The 18,731-nt window shown below is 31.1% G+C and carries 23 protein-coding genes and 1 tRNA gene; 10 read left to right on the top strand and 14 right to left on the bottom strand.

Annotated elements, in window-relative coordinates; genetic code table 11:
• Window positions 1–16 precede the first annotated feature (16 nt).
• Entirely contained in the window at window positions 17–1,360 is a 1,344-nt protein-coding gene (gdhA, locus tag MBM09_RS02645; RefSeq protein WP_238675303.1) for an NADP-specific glutamate dehydrogenase, read from the bottom strand.
• Between the two features lie 202 nt (window positions 1,361–1,562).
• Here gdhA and MBM09_RS02640 point away from each other — a divergent pair, with 202 nt between their 5' ends.
• On the top strand, window positions 1,563–2,393 hold the full coding sequence (locus MBM09_RS02640) for a glutamate dehydrogenase (protein WP_238675302.1): 831 nt from the start codon (window positions 1,563–1,565) through the stop codon (window positions 2,391–2,393).
• Here the strand turns inward: MBM09_RS02640 and MBM09_RS02635 are convergent.
• Window positions 2,390–3,529, bottom strand: a complete 1,140-nt coding sequence (locus MBM09_RS02635) for a cystathionine gamma-synthase (protein ID WP_238675301.1) — start codon at window positions 3,527–3,529, stop codon at window positions 2,390–2,392. The two genes, MBM09_RS02640 and MBM09_RS02635, sit on opposite strands and share 4 nt — an antisense overlap.
• 84 nt (window positions 3,530–3,613) lie before the next feature.
• Between MBM09_RS02635 and MBM09_RS02630 the strand changes: the two genes are divergently transcribed.
• The gene (locus tag MBM09_RS02630; protein ID WP_238675300.1) at window positions 3,614–4,333 is read left to right on the top strand and encodes a DUF3298 and DUF4163 domain-containing protein; all 720 of its coding nucleotides are present in this window, start codon (window positions 3,614–3,616) and stop codon (window positions 4,331–4,333) included.
• Here MBM09_RS02630 and MBM09_RS02625 read toward each other — a convergent pair.
• Window positions 4,313–4,777, bottom strand: a complete 465-nt coding sequence (locus tag MBM09_RS02625; protein WP_238675299.1) for a DinB family protein — start codon at window positions 4,775–4,777, stop codon at window positions 4,313–4,315. The genes MBM09_RS02630 and MBM09_RS02625 overlap by 21 nt on opposite strands.
• 58 nt (window positions 4,778–4,835) lie before the next feature.
• Here MBM09_RS02625 and MBM09_RS02620 point away from each other — a divergent pair, with 58 nt between their 5' ends.
• The 4 genes from MBM09_RS02620 (at window position 4,836) to MBM09_RS02605 (ending at window position 6,205) form a co-directional block, all read left to right on the top strand.
• Complete coding sequence (locus MBM09_RS02620) at window positions 4,836–5,192, top strand: arsenate reductase family protein (RefSeq protein WP_238675298.1); 357 nt, start codon at window positions 4,836–4,838, stop codon at window positions 5,190–5,192.
• Between the two features lie 127 nt (window positions 5,193–5,319).
• Window positions 5,320–5,652, top strand: coding sequence for a YtxH domain-containing protein (locus MBM09_RS02615; RefSeq protein WP_238675297.1), 333 nt, complete (start codon window positions 5,320–5,322; stop codon window positions 5,650–5,652).
• 2 nt (window positions 5,653–5,654) lie between these two features.
• Window positions 5,655–6,002, top strand: a complete 348-nt coding sequence (locus MBM09_RS02610; RefSeq protein ID WP_238675296.1) for a hypothetical protein — start codon at window positions 5,655–5,657, stop codon at window positions 6,000–6,002.
• A gap of 2 nt (window positions 6,003–6,004) precedes the next feature.
• The gene (locus tag MBM09_RS02605; protein WP_238675295.1) at window positions 6,005–6,205 is read left to right on the top strand and encodes a hypothetical protein; all 201 of its coding nucleotides are present in this window, start codon (window positions 6,005–6,007) and stop codon (window positions 6,203–6,205) included.
• Window positions 6,206–6,297: 92 nt separating this feature from the next.
• Here the strand turns inward: MBM09_RS02605 and MBM09_RS02600 are convergent, their stop codons facing one another.
• The 9 genes from MBM09_RS02600 to MBM09_RS02560 form a co-directional block, all read right to left on the bottom strand.
• Entirely contained in the window at window positions 6,298–7,203 is a 906-nt protein-coding gene (locus MBM09_RS02600; protein WP_238675294.1) for a DUF5777 family beta-barrel protein, read from the bottom strand.
• Window positions 7,193–7,738, bottom strand: a complete 546-nt coding sequence (locus MBM09_RS02595) for a YceI family protein (protein WP_238675293.1) — start codon at window positions 7,736–7,738, stop codon at window positions 7,193–7,195. Before MBM09_RS02595 ends, MBM09_RS02600 begins: the two co-directional genes overlap by 11 nt.
• Window positions 7,739–7,745: 7 nt before the next feature.
• Complete coding sequence (locus MBM09_RS02590; protein ID WP_238675292.1) at window positions 7,746–8,183, bottom strand: OB-fold putative lipoprotein; 438 nt, start codon at window positions 8,181–8,183, stop codon at window positions 7,746–7,748.
• A 112-nt stretch (window positions 8,184–8,295) separates the two neighbouring features.
• Entirely contained in the window at window positions 8,296–9,825 is a 1,530-nt protein-coding gene (locus MBM09_RS02585) for a hypothetical protein (protein ID WP_238675291.1), read from the bottom strand.
• Between the two features lie 160 nt (window positions 9,826–9,985).
• Complete coding sequence (locus MBM09_RS02580) at window positions 9,986–10,243, bottom strand: hypothetical protein (protein ID WP_238675290.1); 258 nt, start codon at window positions 10,241–10,243, stop codon at window positions 9,986–9,988.
• Window positions 10,244–10,260: 17 nt separating this feature from the next.
• Window positions 10,261–11,106, bottom strand: coding sequence for a DUF5777 family beta-barrel protein (locus MBM09_RS02575; protein ID WP_238675289.1), 846 nt, complete (start codon window positions 11,104–11,106; stop codon window positions 10,261–10,263).
• A gap of 2 nt (window positions 11,107–11,108) precedes the next feature.
• Window positions 11,109–11,513, bottom strand: coding sequence for an OB-fold putative lipoprotein (locus MBM09_RS02570; RefSeq protein ID WP_238675288.1), 405 nt, complete (start codon window positions 11,511–11,513; stop codon window positions 11,109–11,111).
• Window positions 11,510–12,073, bottom strand: coding sequence for a YceI family protein (locus tag MBM09_RS02565; RefSeq protein ID WP_238675287.1), 564 nt, complete (start codon window positions 12,071–12,073; stop codon window positions 11,510–11,512). The genes MBM09_RS02570 and MBM09_RS02565 overlap by 4 nt, the downstream gene beginning before the upstream one ends.
• Before the next feature lie 16 nt (window positions 12,074–12,089).
• The gene (locus MBM09_RS02560; protein WP_238675286.1) at window positions 12,090–12,467 is read right to left on the bottom strand and encodes a hypothetical protein; all 378 of its coding nucleotides are present in this window, start codon (window positions 12,465–12,467) and stop codon (window positions 12,090–12,092) included.
• A gap of 326 nt (window positions 12,468–12,793) precedes the next feature.
• On the opposite strand from MBM09_RS02560, the gene MBM09_RS02555 reads away from it, so the two are divergent.
• Window positions 12,794–13,909 carry a LytTR family DNA-binding domain-containing protein gene (locus MBM09_RS02555; protein ID WP_238675285.1) on the top strand — a complete coding sequence of 372 codons (1,116 nt, stop codon included), beginning with the start codon at window positions 12,794–12,796 and terminating at the stop codon, window positions 13,907–13,909.
• Between the two features lie 108 nt (window positions 13,910–14,017).
• Here the strand turns inward: MBM09_RS02555 and MBM09_RS02550 are convergent.
• Together MBM09_RS02550 and rseP are read right to left on the bottom strand one after the other, a co-directional pair.
• Window positions 14,018–14,091 (bottom strand) — tRNA-Asn (locus tag MBM09_RS02550).
• A 72-nt stretch (window positions 14,092–14,163) separates the two neighbouring features.
• The gene (rseP, locus tag MBM09_RS02545; protein ID WP_238675284.1) at window positions 14,164–15,495 is read right to left on the bottom strand and encodes an RIP metalloprotease RseP; all 1,332 of its coding nucleotides are present in this window, start codon (window positions 15,493–15,495) and stop codon (window positions 14,164–14,166) included.
• A 149-nt stretch (window positions 15,496–15,644) separates the two neighbouring features.
• Between rseP and MBM09_RS02540 the strand changes: the two genes are divergently transcribed.
• From MBM09_RS02540 to feoB, 3 genes are all read left to right on the top strand, one after another.
• Window positions 15,645–16,319 carry an SCO family protein gene (locus MBM09_RS02540; protein ID WP_238675283.1) on the top strand — a complete coding sequence of 225 codons (675 nt, stop codon included), beginning with the start codon at window positions 15,645–15,647 and terminating at the stop codon, window positions 16,317–16,319.
• 72 nt (window positions 16,320–16,391) lie between these two features.
• The gene (locus tag MBM09_RS02535; protein WP_238675282.1) at window positions 16,392–16,622 is read left to right on the top strand and encodes a FeoA family protein; all 231 of its coding nucleotides are present in this window, start codon (window positions 16,392–16,394) and stop codon (window positions 16,620–16,622) included.
• A complete protein-coding gene (gene feoB, locus MBM09_RS02530; RefSeq protein WP_238675281.1) occupies window positions 16,619–18,718 on the top strand; it encodes a ferrous iron transport protein B in 2,100 nt (699 codons plus the stop codon). The genes MBM09_RS02535 and feoB overlap by 4 nt, the downstream gene beginning before the upstream one ends.
• Window positions 18,719–18,731 lie beyond the last annotated feature (13 nt).

The raw sequence follows: 18,731 nt of genomic DNA, 5'->3' as shown, positions 1-18,731 counted from the left end.
AGTTAGTCGTTTACTTCTATACAATACCTTGAGCTAACATAGCATCTGCTACTTTTACAAACCCAGCAATATTTGCACCTCTTACATAGTCTACGTACCCATCTTCATCTGTACCATATTCTAAACATGATTTGTGGATGTCTGACATAATATCTTTAAGCTTATTATCTACTTCTTCTCTTGTCCATTTATATCTTAGAGAATTTTGTGTCATTTCTAAGCCAGATGTAGCTACACCTCCAGCATTTGAAGCTTTTCCTGGAGCAAATAGTATTTTAGCTTTATGGAAAGCTGCTATTGCTTCTTTAGTTGATGGCATGTTAGCACCTTCACTCACACAAATACAACCATTTTTAAGCAATGCATTAGCATCTTCTTCATGAAGTTCATTTTGTGTTGCACACGGTAAAGCTACATCACATTTAACTTCCCAAGGTGTTTTTCCTTTGTGATATTCTGCATTTGAATATTCATCTACATACTCACTTATTCTACCTCGTTTTACATTTTTAAGCTCCATTACAAATGCTAGTTTCTTCTCATCTATACCTTCTGAATCATAGATGTATCCTGCAGAATCAGAAAGTGTTAAAACCTTACCTCCCAATTGCAATACTTTTTCTGCAGCATATTGTGCCACATTTCCTGAGCCAGAAATCACAACATTCTTTCCTTTGATAGTGTCATCTTTTGTTTCAAGCATTTTTTCTGCAAAATATACAGTACCATATCCAGTAGCTTCAGGTCTTATTAAAGATCCTCCCCAAGACATTCCCTTTCCTGTTAAAACACCTGTAAATTCATTTCTTAATTTTTTATACTTGCCAAACAAGAATCCTATTTCTCTTGTACCAACCCCTATATCTCCTGCGGGAATATCTGTATTTGGACCAATATATCTAAATAATTCACTCATAAAAGCATGACAAAATCTCATAATTTCATTATCACTTTTACCTTTGGGGTCAAAATCACTACCTCCTTTACCACCTCCCATTGGTAAAGTTGTTAGAGAATTTTTAAAAACTTGTTCGAATGCTAAAAATTTTAAAACACTAGCATTTACAGTAGGATGAAAGCGTAAACCTCCTTTGTACGGGCCAATTGCAGAATTCATTTGAACCCTATACCCTCTATTAACTTGTATTTCTCCTTTATCATCTACCCAACATACTCTAAACGAAATTAATCGCTCAGGCTCAACCATTCTTAAAAGAATGTTTTTACCATAATAAATATCATGTTTAACAATGTAAGGAATTACAGTTTCCGCAACCTCTTCCACGGCTTGTAAAAACTCTGGTTCATGACCATTTCTTTCTTTTACAAGGTCTAAAAATGCTTCAATATTACTTTTCATATATACCTATATTACAATATAATTTAACAAATACGTAATTTAAAGGCACAAATATACGTTATCTTTAAAAATAAAGACATTTTTTTTAAAAATTCGCAACAAGTATTTTCAAGCTAATTATAGTAATTTTATTAATGTTTGTTTCTTTAGTGAGTTTTTATATATTTGTCTTTAATAATGCCTCAAGAAAACGAACCTTATTATGCTTAACTTGAAACAGTTAGTTTCTTATATTTGCCTGTTTGTTGTTGTACAGACAACAAACGCTCAATTAGGCTTCTCTCATGAATTAGGGGTTATAGCTGGTCCTGTTCAATTTAGATCTGATTTTGGTAGCCGAAATGAAGGAAAAACTAATTTTGGAAACTCTGGAATCGGTATTGGCGTTGTTCACTACATAAACTTCTCATATAGAGCAGATTGTAATTGCTATACTACAGACACTTATTTTAATGACCATTTTAAGTTAAGAAATGAAATTTCATGGAATAAAACTAAATTAAATCACCTTGGTGAATGGGTTGGACCGGATAATATAACTCCAGATGCTGACAGACTTAGAGCACATAGTGGTGTTGCCACAAACCTTGATATAGGCACTCAAATTGAGTTCTTCCCAAAAAGCATTCGTTCATTTCAAGCCTTTGGTTACAAATTAGCTCCATTTGCCAGTTTAGGAGTTCGCTACACATTTTCTACTCCTGAGGCAAGCACTACTTATGGCGATGGCAATATTTACAATGAAGATAATATCTATTCTTTCTGGTACAGAGATCCAGTGTTTTTACCTACTGTTCCTGCTGGAGAAGAAAGACCATACCCAATTGATGTTAGTCCCTTTTCTCATTGGTCAGTAGTTTCTAGTGTTGGTGTTCGATACAAACTCGACAAACTTTCTGATTTAATGCTGGATATAAGATGGCAATATTATTTTAGTGATTGGGTAGATGGCTTCAATCATCAATTGAACTTTAATCAAAATAATGATTGGTTAGTATGGGTTAATATTGGTTATATATATTATTTAGATTAACCTAAAGCCTGCTTTAAGTCAGTAATTAAATCATCTATATCCTCGATTCCTACACTTAGTCTGATTAAAGAATCTACAACACCTGTTTTTTCGCGTTCCTCTTTTGGTATACTTGCATGTGTCATACTTGCTGGATGACCACATAAAGATTCTACACCTCCTAAAGACTCTGCTAAAGTGAAAACCTTTAAATTTTCAACAACTTTAATGGCTTCTTCGTAGTTATTTCCTTTTGTTGTGAATGATATCATACCTCCAAAATCTTTCATTTGACTTTTAGCAATAGTATGATTTGGGTGATTTTCAAACCCTGGCCAATATACTTTCTCAACTTTAGGATGATTAGCTAAAAATTCAGCAACAGCTTTTCCGTTTTCGCAATGACGTTGCATTCTAACATGTAATGTCTTTATACCTCTTAATACTAAAAAACTATCTTGTGGTCCACAAATACCTCCGCTTGCATTTTGAATGAAGTACAATCTATCTGCTAAATCTTTATCTTTTACAACTAATGCGCCCATAACCACATCGCTATGTCCACCAAGATATTTTGTTGCAGAGTGCATAACAATATCTGCACCTAAATCTAAAGGTTTCTGTAAATAAGGCGTAGCAAACGTATTATCAACCGCTAATAAAATATTATGTTTTTTCGCAATTTGAGAAGCTGCTTCAATATCAATAATATTCATCATTGGATTGGTTGGTGTTTCAACCCAAATAAGTTTTGTGTTTGGGTTTATATATGTTTCTATTTTAGAAGCATCTTGCATACCAATGAAATGAAATTTTATACCAAAATCTTGAAATATTTTGGTAAACAGCCTAAAAGACCCTCCATACAAATCGTTAGTAGAAATAACTTCATCACCTGGTTTTAAAAGTTTCATAACAGCATCTATTGCTGCCAGTCCAGAACCAAAAGCTAGACCATATTTCCCATTTTCAATACTAGCAAAAGCTTTTTCTAAAGCATTTCGCGTAGGATTATGTGTTCTTGAATATTCATAACCTTTATGCCCACCAGGTGTGGTTTGCGCATAGGTTGATGTTTGATAAATAGGTGGCATAACTGCCCCGTAAGCCTTATCATGTTCTTGACCACCGTGAATAACTTTAGTATTGAATTTCATAAAAAAATATTTGTACAAATGTAAGTTATAATTCGGTGTATTCAAATGCAATAATTACCTTTAATGTTGGTTAAATATTCAATCATGCCTTACAAAAAACAACTCTTACTTATATCTACGATTTTCTTTTTTACAGCTTGTAAAAAGGAAGTGAAAACTACATTTTTAGACATTAATTTAACTACAGAAAACAACAAAATTGTAGAAGTAAACATTCCTGAAGCCATTGGAAATAAAGCTATTGTGGGAAAAATAAATTCAGAAATTCAAAAAGCTGTTATAACAGCTTTACATATAGGTGACCCAAACCGTGTTACATCAAAATCTATTGAAGAAAGCATCGCGTTATTTAATCAGGAATACAATAATTTTAAAACTGAATTTCCGGAAAACTTACAACAATGGGAAGCACAAATTGATGGAGAAATCATGTTTCAATCACCAAAAATAATGAGTATCGCTATAACTTCATACAGTAATACAGGTGGTGCTCATGGAACGCTAAATATTTCATTTTTAAATTTTGAAATAGAAACAGGTGAATTAATTGATAATGATAAACTAATTAACAATTTGAAGCCTTTTAAAAACCTTGCTAAAACTTATTTTGATGAGGCTATAAAAGAAAAGGATTTGGTTATCGACACCGAAACATTTGAATTACCAGCAAATATAGCTTACAGCGACGATGGTCTTATTTTACTTTATAACATTTATGAAATTGCACCTTATTCTGATGGCATTATAGAGTTTGCAATACCATTTGATGAAGCCAAACCCTATTTAGTTTTTAATAGCCTTTAAAAGTGCCAAAACATAACCATAATGAAGCCCTTCGTGTACAACAACAAACTGTAGTGCTTCATCAATATTAGTTAATGTATTTCCTGTTGTAGAAACGGTATATTCATTATAAGTTTCAAACAGACCGTTATTATAATCTTCTTTTGTTTTTTCTATTGTTGAAAACAACAAAGCTTTTATCTGGTTAACTTCACCTTGAAAAACGTTACCTTCAGGTTTTGTGTCTTTTCTATATTTATTGATCATTTCATCAGAAAGCATCGAGTCTAAACCAGATAATCTATAGGCTAATAATTGCTCTGAAACCACAATATGACCAATATTCCAAATAATATTATTATTAAATCCGTTTGGTATCTTATTTAAATCTTCAAGAGAATTATTATCAATAATTTTATTAAAAATTTCTCGTGTATTATTTAAAACCTGAAATGTAAAATCCATATTATTTATTTTTTTGATAAATATAGTTTTAATTTGTTTTTTAGAAACCATCCATAGAATGAAAAAAGTATATTATTTAAAAACATGTAATACCTGTTTAAGAATTTTAAAGGAACTGAATTTATCTTCAGATTTTATTTTACAAGACATAAAAACTGAAGAAATAACCGTAAAGCAGCTTGAAGAAATGAAAGAACTTGCAGGAAGTTACGAAGCACTTTTTAGCAAACGCTCTAAACTTTACAAGGAAATGGATTTAAAAAATCAAGACTTAAGTGAACGTGATTACAAACATTACATTTTAGAGCATTACACCTTTTTAAGTCGCCCTGTTATTCTAATTGATGACAATATTTTTATAGGAAATTCTAAAAAGGTTGTTGAAGCTGCTAAGAATTATATTGAGACTATGTAAATCTTGTTAAATCTCTGTTAACACTAGCAAATAAGTTAATATTCATATGTTTTACGCTAAATAATTTAGTACAGTTTAACGAATTTTGAAATGTAAGAAATAAGTTTAACTAAAAAACAAAAATATTATGAGTAATAACGGAAATACTATACTAGGTCTTTTAGCAGGTGGTGCCATAGGAGCAGCTCTAGGTGTTTTATTTGCGCCAGACAAAGGAAGCAATACCAGACAAAAATTAACAGACGAAGCATTATTAGCCAAACAAAAATTATCTGAAACCGCCACGGAATTAAAAGATAAAGTTGTTTCATCAGCTTCAGTAAAAAAACAAAATTTAGACGAAGAAGTTGAATCTTTAATATCTAATGCAAGTTATAAAGCAGAAGATGTTATTTCATCTCTTGAAAAAAAATTGAAAGATTTAAAAGAGAAAAATAAAAGGCTACAAAAAACATCTTAAAAATGAGTTTAATTGATTCTGTAAACGAAACAAACTCTAAAGCTAAAGAAGTAGGCGAAAAATATTTAAAAACCTCTTACGACTATTATAAGCTTAAAATCTTTCAACAGTTATCTATATCTGTTACTTTAATTTTTAAAGTTTTTGCTATTGGAGGTTTAATTCTATTAGGTCTTATTTTTTTAGCAATAGCCTTAGCTATTTTAATTGGAGAAAGCACAGGTAATTATACTACTGGTTTTTTGTGGGTTGGTTTTATATTTTTAGTTTTTTCTTTAATAGCTTTTCTACTTAGAAAACATTTAAACAAGCTTGTTATTAAAAAATTATCTAAAACCTTTTTTAATTAATTATGAAAACTTACAATGATTTAGAGACTATAGAACGTGAATTAAAAATTCTCGATTTAGAGCGTGAAATTGCTTGGGAAGAAATGAAAAGTATTAAAGAGGAATATAAACAAGATTTAAAACCACTTAACTGGGTTCAATCTGGTTTTAAAATAGCCAGCAAATTTGGCGTTATGCTATTGGCTAAGAAAATAATAAAATAGTATAATTTCAAACTAAAAAAACAAAAAGTCCAACATTCCTGTTGGACTTTTTTTATTCCTTAATTGGTTTGAAAAATATAAATGAATTAACTTTATTTCTTCTTTAATGAATTTTTAAAATGAATTACATAGGTTGCATTAAAACCAAAATTTAGATTAGGGTTTCTAAAGTTAAAGTTGTTACGCGTTTGTGTTATAAAAGTATCCTCAACCATATCTCTTGCATTTGTAAGCATAAATTGTAGTAAAACATCGCCCACTTCCCAATTCACACCTAATGCAAAAGGCCCATAAGTATCTGCAGACTTTATAGGATTAAACGTTTTATAGTACTCTGATACAATTGAGAGATGCGGTCCTAATTTGTAACGCGCACCAAAACCCATGGCAAAAAAGTTGGGTTTATCTTCATCAGACAACATAAGTCCTTTATGAATAAAAGTTGGTGCAATTTGAAATGAAAAATCAGATGAAAATTTTCTAGAGATTAGTATTTGTGATGTAAATGATAATCTATTAGAAAAATCGTTCTCAACCGCATAATATGATGATATCGAACTACTATTATAACTGGCACCTTGAAAAAGTGTTATATTAAAAGGTGCAGACTTTGCTCCCTTTTTTTGAGTTAGTAATTTGTATTTAAGATAGCTATCAAAAAGCCCATCAAAAGTAGTTCCTCCAACAGCAAAAGACAAACGGTTTGATATCCCATATTCTAAAGCAATTCTAGTGCTCATTTTATCGGCTCCAAAACTTTGTGATCGTTCTCTTGGTAAATCCCAAAAGCGTGTGGAAGTAAAAACTTCTAAAATATTTTTACTTCTCACTTCTGTAGAATGCCCAAAAGCAATTCTGGTCATTTTAAATGAAGGTGTTATGTATCCTGTTGTATCTTTTTGTTCATTTTCTAATATATCCAATAAATCTTGTGATACTGAAAAATGAATACTTCCTAAAAGTAAAAGACCTGTAAATAGTGCTTTTTTAATTTTCATAAGGCTGATATTCAAATTTAAAGTTTACCTCAATGCTTTTTGCAATATTACCTGCTAATAAAGGTGGTATATTTATGTTATAATGCTCAACCAAAGTTTCGAATGTACCTGATAAGCTATACTTACCATCATTGTTTTCAATTTTAGTCTTTATCTCCAGTTCTTTAGTAACGCCATGCATAAAAAAAGTGCCTTTAATTATTCTGGTTTGCTCGCCTTCATCATCTGGATTAAAATCTAAAATTTGCCCTTCAAAAGTAGCTTTGGGGTAAATATCAGATTCAATATAACTTTCATTAAAATGCTCTTTCATTAAAGCTTTCTCAAAAACAAAAGTATTCATAAGCATACTTACAGCAATATTTCCATTATTAAGATCTATAATACTAAGTGCTTGATTGTTTTCTGCCTTTATGTTTTCTACAGATGTATATGAAAAAAAAGAAACTTTTCCTTGTCTGCTAATTACTTGACTTGATTTTTGAAAAAAACCAAAATTAATAATTAACAACAGTACCAAAAAGGGTTTTTTCATTGGTTTTTTAATTGATTATTATGCAGTTTAAAAGTATAATATCTTTTAGTGAACCTTTTAAAATGCCTTTAACTCTTATTGTTTTACCCAGTTCTTGTCTTTTAAGAAGCTCTTTCTGGTTTTCTTGCATATCACAAATTACTAATGTGTTAACATTTGCTTTACCTCTTAAAATAATTGTATAACGATTGTTTAAATAATTAATATCCTTAACTATGCCTTCCACTAAAATAACATGTTCTATAAAGTTTGTTTTGTTAGTGTTAAACTCTTTTTTTATAAGCTCGTCTACTTTAAAATATTTACTAGGTAATGACTCATTTACTATTTGATCTGAATTATCATAACAACCTTTTAAACTTAATACAAAAATTGCACTTATTGCTAATAACAGAGATTTATAAACAATAAATTGCTTGTTTTTTATTTTAAAAAGTGATTTCATGCTAACACAAATTTAGTGACTATTTTTTTCATTGTTGTTTCAACAGAAAATTAATCCCCAAGGTGTTTAAGTCCCTTGGGGAATAACAACCAACAAATCAAAACTAAAATCCCTAATCGATTATAGATATGGTTCCTGTCATAGAGCCATGAAATTCGCAATTATAAAATAATGTATCTGGTGCACTTTCCGGCACTTGAAAAGTTATTGTTCCATCAGAAGCTCCATTATTTGTAACACCATCGTCAAAGGCATTACCTGTTCCTGTTCCCTGAACAGAATTTATTAAAAATGGATGTCCTGGTGTAGAAACACTAAAAGTATAGGTTGCACCTCTTTTAAAAGTAAAGTTGGTATTTTCTACATCACTAAATCCATTACCACTAAATGTATAAGACGTTGCACCATTGTTACCAACTTGAAAAGCTCTAGTAGCATCTTCGTCTACAATTCTAATTCTGCCATTCATAGAACCATGAAATTCGCAATTGTAAAATAAAATGTCTGGAGCAGTTTCTGGCACCGTAAATACAATTGTTCCGTTTGATGCTCCATTATTGGTTACACCGTCATTAAATGCATTGTCTGTACCCGTACTGTTAACAGCATTTATAAAAAATGGATGCCCAGGTGTATTTACATTAAACTCATATGTTTTACCTCTGGTTAATTCTAATTCTGTGTTTTGAACATCTGTAAAATCAAATGTGTATGCAGTTGCTCCAACATTTGCAACTTCAAACGTTTTCTCTACTACTGGTGCTTCTTCTTCTTTTTCAGGAGCAACCTCAGTGTTAGAATTTACTGTTGGCCAAACCCCAGCAGATGGGAAACCAACTCCAAAGTTATCGCCTCTATTGTCATCGCCACCAAAATAATATAATGGCCATCCTTTATATGTAAGTTGAGATTCTCCAAATACATCTATAACACCAAAACCTTCTTTGTTTAAAGCACTTGGTACATTTTGTATATCTGTATGAAAAATAGGCCATACGCTATTGTTTGAAAAGTCTGAAGCCGTAAAATTGTTAATGCCATTATTATCGTTAACAAAACTGTAAAGCGTATTACCACGATCGTCTGTAATATAAAACGTATCTTCATCTCCAGGTTCGAAAGCACTGTTTAAATTGGTTTCATTACCATTTACATCTCTTCCAACCAATTGTGCGCGCACCAACATAATGGAGTAATCTGGCTTACCTACAAACCAAACACCTCCAGCTCCGTCACCATTAATTTGGTTTGCTTGAGTATCGTTTATAAACGTGTATAATGGCCAACCTTTATACGTATTTTGGCTTTCACCATCGCTTCTGGTAATAGTGCCAAAATCTGACGCCTGTAAACCTGCATCAAGAGATAAATCTGCATCAAAAAACGCTGGCCAGTTATCAGCACATCCACCTAAGCAATTAGCATCGCCTTTGGCATCTGGGGCAAAAAAGTAAAGTGTAAATCCATCGGAATTTGTAAGCACGCTTCCAAATGTAGCATCATTACGAAGCCTTACTGAATTTTCAACTACGGGTTCTTCAGGGGTTGGTTCTTCCTGATTTGGTTCATTGTAATTATCATCGTCTGAACTACAATTTAGTACAAATAAGCTTGCAAAAAGTAAAATAAATAAATTTTTCATGATTAAATTTTTATGGTTTAGAATTAATGTTGGTACAAATGACACTGTAATTTGTACATTAAGTATTATAAATCTTGGTTAAGAGGAATTTTTGACTTTAAAAAGGAATATTTTTTATTGAAAATTAACTTCGTAAATCTGCTTGTTAGATTACTTTTAATTAGCATTTACAAACCGATTTAGAAAATTGAGCATTGAAAATTTGTTCACCCTTTTCAGGGTATCCAATGCCTGATAAAACATTCAATGCTTCTGAAAGTTTGTTTGCTTTTATAAAGTTGAAGGTTATTAATGATTCTTTTGGATACAATCGAACATTATTAACATCATCTATTCCTTGCAATTCTTTTTTAATACAAACCGAGCAATTGTTACAAAAACTCTGCTGTACTTCTATTTTAGCTATGGTTGCTTTCATTTTTTCTGTAAACATTTTTAAAAAACTCTTGATAAATTAAACCCAAAGAAAATATCGCCATCACCCCAATCACCTGTGCCTTGTCCTAAAAACCCATTGGTATTCATGGGTTGAGCATTAGTGAAATGAAGCTGAAATACATGTCCTCCAGTTTCTAAATCGAAACCTATAGAAAGTGGGTTATTAAACGGTGACGTTTCTGCTCTATTTAAATGCAATCCGTAATCAAAATTTATAGACCATCTTTTACTTAGTTTATGTCTGCCTCCAAAACCAATAACATATTGGGAATTATCCTGTTCGTCAACATCAACATAGTTATCATGAAAGAAAGTAGGCATCAACTGTAACGAAAAGTTAGTATTGAACTTCTTTGATATTAATAACTGAGTTGTATAACCCAATCTGTTTTTAAACTCTAAACCTGGTAAAATTTCCTTATCTAAAGATGTATTGATTAAAATATTACTTGAACTAACTACAGTAAAAGGAAAGCTTCCTTTTTTCTCGCGTAACAACCTTATTTTAAGAGAAGATTCGTAAATTTTTCTAAACGAACTTCTAGAAACACCTATGTTTATACCATCTGAAATACCATAAATAAGATTAAGTCTTGTTACTGCTTGGTCTAAACCAAAGAAATCTTTAAGTCCAGTTTCTACAGATCCAAACCTGTGAGAAACCACAAAGTAAAGTTCTTGCTTGGACACCATTTTGGTAGATTCAAAATTCACAATTTTAAGCCCTTTAAAGGCAGCACTTTTAAAATCTTCTTCGGTTTCGCTATCTATTTCAGACAATAAATCGTCTTGAGAGAAGAGTAATATTGGCGTTAAAAAAAATATTATATATATATATTTCATTTTTAGTTTTCTTTATTAATTATTGTTGCTTGATCTATTTTTACTACTTCTAAAAGCTCGTCATAACCCACACATCTTCCTTTGATTGTTAACTTAGAACCAAGTGGCATTTTCGGTAAAACTTCAGTAATAAAACTTACCTGTATTTGATCACTTAATACTAATTCTTTATCATCTATAGATGTTATTTTTCCTTTAGTTTCTAATACCTTATCCAGATATTTTGATGTGGCTAGTTGTTCGTTATCTTTAAAATAAGCGTACAGTTCGTTAGCAGATAAACTTAGGGTTGCCGCTTCGTTAGCAATGTCTCTATGTTTACTATTAAATGTGTAATTGTAAACCAAACCAGCTATAATTATGGCAAAAAGCCCCAGTGTTATAATTATGACTTGCTTTCTTTTCATTTTTGACTGAGTTTAAAATCTAGGTACACCATAATTTCTTTGGCTATTTTGTTTTTTACAATGCCTGGAATTTCTATATCAAAATCATCAGGAGTCACTATAAATGACCCCTGAATGATTATTGAATCATCGGATTTCTTAGTCTTCAAAGTTGTACGAATTTGTTTTTCTTTTCCACGCAGTTCTATTTTCCCATCAACGGTGACTTCTATGTCATTTTCCGTTAAGTCTGAAAATTTGAAATCCAATAATTTACCTTTAAAAATTGCTTTCGGATAGGTTTCTGATTCGATATAGTTTTCATTAAAATGCTCTTCCATTAAAGAGTTTTTAAACCTGAAACTTTTCATAAGGGCAAGTGAAGCAATTTCGTTAGTTTCTATATTTAAAATCACTGTTACAGATTCGTTAGTGGCTTTTACTGGCTCAAAAAGTTCTTCTGAAGCTTCAAATGTGATCTTCCCTTTTTTGTCAATATACTTTGTTTGTGCTTTAACCGAACTTATTGTTGTAATTACTGCAACAATTAAACATAGTGTTGTAATATTTTTTATCTTCATAATTACTGTTTTATTTTTAATTTTCTGGTTTCCCATCATTTATCCATTGCTGTACTAAATCTATGGTAGCTTGAGGTAATCTACCAGAAGTTGGCATCGCTCCAGGTGTTCCACTTTGCTTGCTCATGGCACTCAAAATAGAATTGGCTCTTTGGCTCACTTGACTAAAAGTAACTAAGGAAAATGGCGCGCCATTTGTTGGAGGAGCACCATGGCAACCTACACAGCTAGATTGCATAATTGGTGAAATATCATCAGTATAATTAACTGTAGTTTGAGATCCATTACCATTTGAATCATCAGGAACATTTATTAGATCACTTTCACTATCGTTACTACAACTTAAAATCAAAAGTGATGTTAGGGTTAAAAAAATTAGTTTGTTTGTTTTCATTTTAGATCCTTTTAATGTTTTTAGTAATTGTGTTTAATAGATGTAATTGCAAATCATCCACAACACAAATCAATTGTTTTTAAGGCGTTTACGAGCTACAAAACTTGATAAGAAGGAATTTTTAATCTTAAAAGGGGAAATTTTGGCTATGAAATAAGCACTGTTAATGAAATTAAAATCAATCTGTATGTTAATAGCGAATTACATCTAGTCAATAAATAATAATGGATTTATACTAATGAAAGATTTAACATAAATGATGCAACTATTACTAACTAATTATTAGCTAGTTAAATTATTTATATTTGTACATATTAAAGACCCTTATGCGTAAAGACAAACTTTATTTACTAACCTTTTTATCGCTTTCAATCATTTTCTTAGTTATCTCTAGTGTAGCTATTAACTATTTTGTTAATGCGGCTGCAGACAAGGTTCTGGAAACTCAATTAGAATTTAGTAAACGTGAAGCAAAGCAAATTGCGCTGTTGGTAGGAAGTCAATTAGAAAACGGAGTTACAAAAGAAAAAACCATTGACAACACACAGCAAAGTATTGAAAACTCAAACTTAGATGCTGGTTTTGTGAGCATATTTGATTGGTCTGGTAAAGTGGTGTGTCACCCAGATATTAAACAGATAGGACAAAATATAAGCTCTAAAAAATCTTTTGTATCGTCAGTTTCAGATGATTTAACGTCTAAAGATTTTTACAATTTACTCCAAGACCATAACGAGGTTGGTGATTCACTTAATATTAGTAATCAATCATTAAACTCAGAAGTCATATATATTTACCCCGTTAAAAACTCCGATTGGATAGTGGCTGCTCACGCCAATACACAAAAAGTAACTGAGCAAATTAAGAACCTTAGAAGCAACTTTCAGAACATTCTTTTAGTAATGGGTTTTCTTTTTATTCTGTCTTCTGTATTGATAGTAAGATTAATTGGAAGCAGATATGAGAAAAAATTAGAGATTAAAAATGAAAAGCTTTCAGATGAAATTATAAATCTTTCTAAATTAAATAGCGCTGTTGATACCTATCAACAAAAAGTGATTGATAGACCCTTGGATGATGCAGATGATGATTCTGATAATATGACTAAAAAGAGAATTCTAACTTATATAAGACATGAGCTCTTATCTGTTTCTACAGAAGATATTGCCTATATCTACACAGAAAGTACCATAACTTATGTAGTTTGTTTTGATGGTAAGCGGTCTACATCAAACTCTAGCTTAGATGAATTATTTGCAAACTTAGATAACACCTATTTTTTTAGAGCAAATCGCCAGTTTATTATTGCTATTTCTGCCATTGACAAAATTGTTCGTTATGGCAACAACCAACTAAAAATACTAATTAATCCAAATTCTGAAGTTGATATTATAATTAGTAAGAACAAAGCTGCTGAGTTTAAAAAGTGGTTAAACCTTTAGCATGACTGTTTTTAATGAATATAAAATTCTAATTAAATAAACTCCTTTAAACACATAACCAAAGTCTAAAAAACAAAAAAGTCTAACATTTCTGTTAGACTTTTTTTGCTCCTTCTCTTGGGCTCGAACCAAGGACCCTCTGATTAACAGTCAGATGCTCTAACCAACTGAGCTAAGAAGGAAAATGTTTTTCGCTTAAGCGAGCGCAAATATATATATATTTTTATTTATTGCAAACATAAATTTTAAAAAATTTATCCAAAAATAGCTTTATAAATGTCATTCCCGTTTGCAAATAAAACTAATGCAATTAAAATGAAGAAACCAACCATTTGTGCATACTCCATAAACTTGTCTCCTGGCTTTCTACCAGAAATCATTTCGTAAAGTAAAAACATAACATGACCGCCATCTAAAGCTGGTATTGGTAATAAATTTAAAACACCTAGCATTATAGATAAAAATGCTGTTAAATACCAAAATGCCTGCCAATTCCAAGTTGGAGGAAACATGTTACCAATTGCTGCAAAACCACCAATTTGAGTTGCTCCTTTTTTGGTAAAAATGTATTTAAACTGTGCTAAATAATCTTTAATTTCCCAATAAGCTTGATCTACTCCACTAGTTATACTTTCTGAAAAAGAATATTTTCTTTCATTAAATTTAAGATAGTCTTTATCTGTTTTGGTAGTTACAATACCTATCTTTTTATCTTCAGTTGGAGTAATATTTAAATTAATTTTTTCATTCCCACGTTCAACAAGTAAATCAATATTGTTTTGTTCACTGTTTTTTATACCATAAGTGAAATCTGAAAAATATTCTACTGGCTTCCCGTTTACTGCAATAATTTTATCATTAACCTGTAAACCTGCTTTAGCTGCAGGAAAATCAGGCGCAATAGAATCAATTTGAAAAGGAGAACGTGGTTCTAGAGCTGGTAAATCTCCAGCTTCAAAAAGTTTAGTTCCTATATCTTCTGGAAGATTAATATTTTCAACACTACCATTAGGATGCTCAACTTTTACATTTTCAACATCTCTAAACATTAAATATTTATTAATATCTATGGTAAGATCTTCAATAGCTTCTCCATTTATAGAAATAATTTTATCGCCTTGTTGAAAACCATAGTTCTCTAATGTTTTACTTACGCCATAACCATATTTAACGTCATCTTTTGTTATGTAATTGGTTCCCCAAACAAATAGCATAATAACAAATAAAAGGATGGCTAAAACAAAGTTCATAAAAACACCACCAAGCATAATAATTAAACGTTGCCACGCGGGTTTAGAACGAAATTCCCAAGGTTGTGGCTCTTGTGCCATTTGCTCGGTATCCATACTTTCGTCAATCATACCTGCAATTTTAACGTAGCCACCCAAAGGCAACCAACCAATACCATAAACGGTTTCGCCTATTTTCTTTTTGAATAATGAAAACTTTACATCAAAAAACAGGTAAAATTTTTCTACTCTGGTTTTAAATATTTTAGCTGGAATAAAATGTCCTAGCTCATGTAAAACTACTAATATGGAAAGACTCAATAATAATTGAGCCGCTTTTATAAAAAATACTGACATCTACAATTTTTTTGACGCACAAAAGTAAGCTTTTAAACCAACTTTAAAAAGCTTATTAAATAATGACGTTGGTTTTAACATTAATTTAGGTTCTGTATTAATTCTACAAAACTAAATTTCCTTGTATTTTTGCATAAATTCTATACTTAATGTTAACGTTTTTTAAAGACTATAAAAAGTTTGCTATTGTTTTTGGAGTTATATCTATAATTATCATCTTCTTAATTTACAATACACTAAATGTTTACCAGCCATTACCTATTTACCAACCCACAATGGTTAATACAGAACTTGTAGATAGCACCATTCAATATCAAAAAAAATATCATAAAATAGCCAATTTTAGTCTTACTAATCAAAACGGAAAAACCATTACCCAAAACGATTATAAAGACAAAATTTATGTCGCCGATTTCTTTTTTACTACTTGCCAAACCATTTGCCCGATTATGACAGATCATATGGTAGACATTCAAAAAGAAATTTTAAATGATAATGAGGTGATGCTGCTTTCTCATTCTGTAACTCCTAAAATTGATAGTGTTGCACAACTAAAACGCTATGCCATAAAAAAAGGGGTAAATGATGCTAAATGGAACTTAGTAACTGGCGATAAAAAACAAATTTATGAGTTGGCCAGAAAAAGTTATTTGGCTGTAAAAGATAATGGTGATGGCGGACCTTTTGATATGGTACATACCGAAAACTTTATGCTTATTGATAAAAAAAGGCAAATTCGAGGGTTTTACGATGGTACCAACCCCGAAGACATAAGCAGACTACTTGATGATATTAAAATTTTAAAGAAAGAATACACTAAATAGTTTTTTGGCAACTATTTTTTTAGGCTAAAATTTTACACTATTTTTGCTTCTTTAAAATCAATCTAAATAAGCTTGCAAGATACTTTAGCACATCTTAAACGTGGCGAAAAAGGCATTATTACTGATGTTTCATCTATTCACATTCCCTTAAAACTCCTTGAAATGGGGTGTTTACCAGGTAATTCTGTAGAACTTGTTCAGTTAGCTCCTTTTGAAGACCCTATGTATTTAAACATTAATGGAACACATTTAGCCATTAGAAAAGAAACTGCTATTCATATTTTAATTGAAAAAATAATATGAGCAAACAGATAAATGTTGCTTTAATTGGTAACCCAAATACAGGTAAAACTTCAGTTTTTAATGCTTTAACAGGTTTAAACCAAAAAGTTGGTAATTACCCTGGTATTACTGTTGAAAAAAAAGAAGGTATTTGTAAACTTCCACGTGGTGTTAAGGCGCATATTATTGATTTACCAGGAACTTATAGTTTAAATGCTTCATCGCTTGATGAAAATGTAGTTATCGAACTTCTGTTAAACAAAAATGACAAAGATTTTCCGGATATAGCTGTTGTCATTAGTGATGTTGAAAACCTTAAACGCAATCTTTTACTTTTTACTCAAATTAAAGATTTAGAAATACCTACACTATTAGTCATTAATATGGCTGACAGAATGAATTATAAAGGTATTTCATTAGATATTGATTATTTAGAAGAACATCTTCAAACAAAAATAGCTTTAATAAGCACGCGTAAAAATCTTGGGATTGAAAATTTAAAAACCCTAATAGCTAATTATAAAGAGTTACCTATTACGCCTTGTTTAAATGCTTCGGAAATTGATAAAGATTACTTTGACAATTTAAGAAAAGCATTCCCTAATCAGTTGTTATACAAACTATGGCTAGTGATTACCCAGGATGTAAACTTTGGAAAAACTAACAGAAAAGAAATTGATGATGTTGCTAATTTTAAGACCAAAAGTAAAGCAGACTTAAAACGTTTACAGCAAAAGGAAACTATAAAACGCTATCAATTCATCAATAATGTTCTTAAAAAAGGGCAAACCATTGATGCTTCTCAAGCTAAAGATTTACGCACCAGATTAGATAGAATTTTAACACACAAAGTTTGGGGTTACCTTATTTTCTTTCTCATTTTATTAACCATATTCCAAGCTATTTACGATTGGTCTAGCGTGCCAATGGATTTTATTGATAGTGCTTTTGCTTCATTAAGCGAATGGACAAAAAATCAATTACCTGCTGGGGCATTTACTAATTTATTAGCCGAAGGTATTATTCCTGGACTTGGTGGTATTGTTATTTTTATTCCGCAAATAGCCTTTTTATTTCTATTTATTTCTGTACTTGAAGAAAGTGGTTATATGAGTCGCGTTGTTTTTTTAATGGATAGAATTATGCGTCGCTTTGGTTTAAGTGGTAAAAGTGTTGTTCCGTTAATTTCTGGTACCGCTTGTGCTATTCCTGCAATTATGGCTACCCGAAATATAGAAAGCTGGAAAGAACGCTTAATAACCATTTTGGTAACGCCTTTTACAACCTGTTCTGCTAGACTTCCTGTGTATTTAATAATAATAGCTTTAGTAATTCCTGAAGGACGCTTTTTTGGTTTAGGCTATCAGGCACTTACTTTAATGCTCTTATATCTTTTAGGATTTGGAGCAGCAATTGTTTCGGCTTACATCCTTAACAAAATATTAAAAATAAAAAGCAAAACATTTTTTGTTATAGAAATGCCTAATTATAAACTACCGCTTTTTAAAAATGTAGTTCTAACTGTTATTGAAAAAACAAAATCGTTTGTTTTTGGAGCTGGTAAGATCATTTTAGCTATATCTATTGTTTTATGGTTTTTAGCGTCATATGGTCCAGGAGAAAACTTTAATAATGCAGAGAACATAGTTAAAACTGAATTTGCTTCTGATAATTTAACCCCAGAAGACTTACAACAAAAAATAGCCTCACACAAGTTAGAGCATTCCTTTATTGGAATAACTGGTAGAGCTATAGAACCCTTAATTAGGCCTTTAGGTTACGATTGGAAAATTGGCATTGCTATAGTTAGTTCTTTTGCTGCTCGCGAAGTATTTGTTGGCACATTAGCAACTATTTATAGCGTTGGTAGTGATGAAGAGGAAACCATAAAAAACCGAATGGCAGGTGAGGTAAACCCAATTTTAGGTGGCCCACTATTTACGTTTGCTTCTGGTATTTCGTTATTACTTTTTTACGCCTTTGCTATGCAGTGTATGAGTACCCTAGCTATTGTAAAACGTGAGACTAATAGTTGGAAATGGCCCACTTTACAATTAGTGATTATGAGCGGTTTTGCCTATATTGTAGCTTTAATTGCTTTTCAATTTTTGAAATGAAAATGAATTAAAA

It is taken from the genome of Flaviramulus sp. BrNp1-15, from assembly GCF_022259695.1.
GTDB lineage: Bacteria > Bacteroidota > Bacteroidia > Flavobacteriales > Flavobacteriaceae > BrNp1-15.
Note: the sequence above shows the minus strand (reverse complement) of the source record. Positions and strands in the feature narration are given on the sequence as shown.

Excerpts from the sequence above, each read along its gene's own strand:
- gdhA (WP_238675303.1), bottom strand. The coding sequence starts at position 1,360 with ATGAAAAGTAATATTGAAGCATTTTTAGACCTTGTAAAAGAAAGAAAT.
- MBM09_RS02640 (WP_238675302.1), top strand. The coding sequence starts at position 1,563 with ATGCTTAACTTGAAACAGTTAGTTTCTTATATTTGCCTGTTTGTTGTT.
- MBM09_RS02635 (WP_238675301.1), bottom strand. The coding sequence starts at position 3,529 with ATGAAATTCAATACTAAAGTTATTCACGGTGGTCAAGAACATGATAAG.
- MBM09_RS02630 (WP_238675300.1), top strand. The coding sequence starts at position 3,614 with ATGCCTTACAAAAAACAACTCTTACTTATATCTACGATTTTCTTTTTT.
- MBM09_RS02625 (WP_238675299.1), bottom strand. The coding sequence starts at position 4,777 with ATGGATTTTACATTTCAGGTTTTAAATAATACACGAGAAATTTTTAAT.
- MBM09_RS02620 (WP_238675298.1), top strand. The coding sequence starts at position 4,836 with ATGAAAAAAGTATATTATTTAAAAACATGTAATACCTGTTTAAGAATT.
- MBM09_RS02615 (WP_238675297.1), top strand. The coding sequence starts at position 5,320 with ATGAGTAATAACGGAAATACTATACTAGGTCTTTTAGCAGGTGGTGCC.
- MBM09_RS02610 (WP_238675296.1), top strand. The coding sequence starts at position 5,655 with ATGAGTTTAATTGATTCTGTAAACGAAACAAACTCTAAAGCTAAAGAA.
- MBM09_RS02605 (WP_238675295.1), top strand. The coding sequence starts at position 6,005 with ATGAAAACTTACAATGATTTAGAGACTATAGAACGTGAATTAAAAATT.
- MBM09_RS02600 (WP_238675294.1), bottom strand. The coding sequence starts at position 7,203 with ATGAAAATTAAAAAAGCACTATTTACAGGTCTTTTACTTTTAGGAAGT.
- MBM09_RS02595 (WP_238675293.1), bottom strand. The coding sequence starts at position 7,738 with ATGAAAAAACCCTTTTTGGTACTGTTGTTAATTATTAATTTTGGTTTT.
- MBM09_RS02590 (WP_238675292.1), bottom strand. The coding sequence starts at position 8,183 with ATGAAATCACTTTTTAAAATAAAAAACAAGCAATTTATTGTTTATAAA.
- MBM09_RS02585 (WP_238675291.1), bottom strand. The coding sequence starts at position 9,825 with ATGAAAAATTTATTTATTTTACTTTTTGCAAGCTTATTTGTACTAAAT.
- MBM09_RS02580 (WP_238675290.1), bottom strand. The coding sequence starts at position 10,243 with ATGAAAGCAACCATAGCTAAAATAGAAGTACAGCAGAGTTTTTGTAAC.
- MBM09_RS02575 (WP_238675289.1), bottom strand. The coding sequence starts at position 11,106 with ATGAAATATATATATATAATATTTTTTTTAACGCCAATATTACTCTTC.
- MBM09_RS02570 (WP_238675288.1), bottom strand. The coding sequence starts at position 11,513 with ATGAAAAGAAAGCAAGTCATAATTATAACACTGGGGCTTTTTGCCATA.
- MBM09_RS02565 (WP_238675287.1), bottom strand. The coding sequence starts at position 12,073 with ATGAAGATAAAAAATATTACAACACTATGTTTAATTGTTGCAGTAATT.
- MBM09_RS02560 (WP_238675286.1), bottom strand. The coding sequence starts at position 12,467 with ATGAAAACAAACAAACTAATTTTTTTAACCCTAACATCACTTTTGATT.
- MBM09_RS02555 (WP_238675285.1), top strand. The coding sequence starts at position 12,794 with ATGCGTAAAGACAAACTTTATTTACTAACCTTTTTATCGCTTTCAATC.
- rseP (WP_238675284.1), bottom strand. The coding sequence starts at position 15,495 with ATGTCAGTATTTTTTATAAAAGCGGCTCAATTATTATTGAGTCTTTCC.
- MBM09_RS02540 (WP_238675283.1), top strand. The coding sequence starts at position 15,645 with ATGTTAACGTTTTTTAAAGACTATAAAAAGTTTGCTATTGTTTTTGGA.
- feoB (WP_238675281.1), top strand. The coding sequence starts at position 16,619 with ATGAGCAAACAGATAAATGTTGCTTTAATTGGTAACCCAAATACAGGT.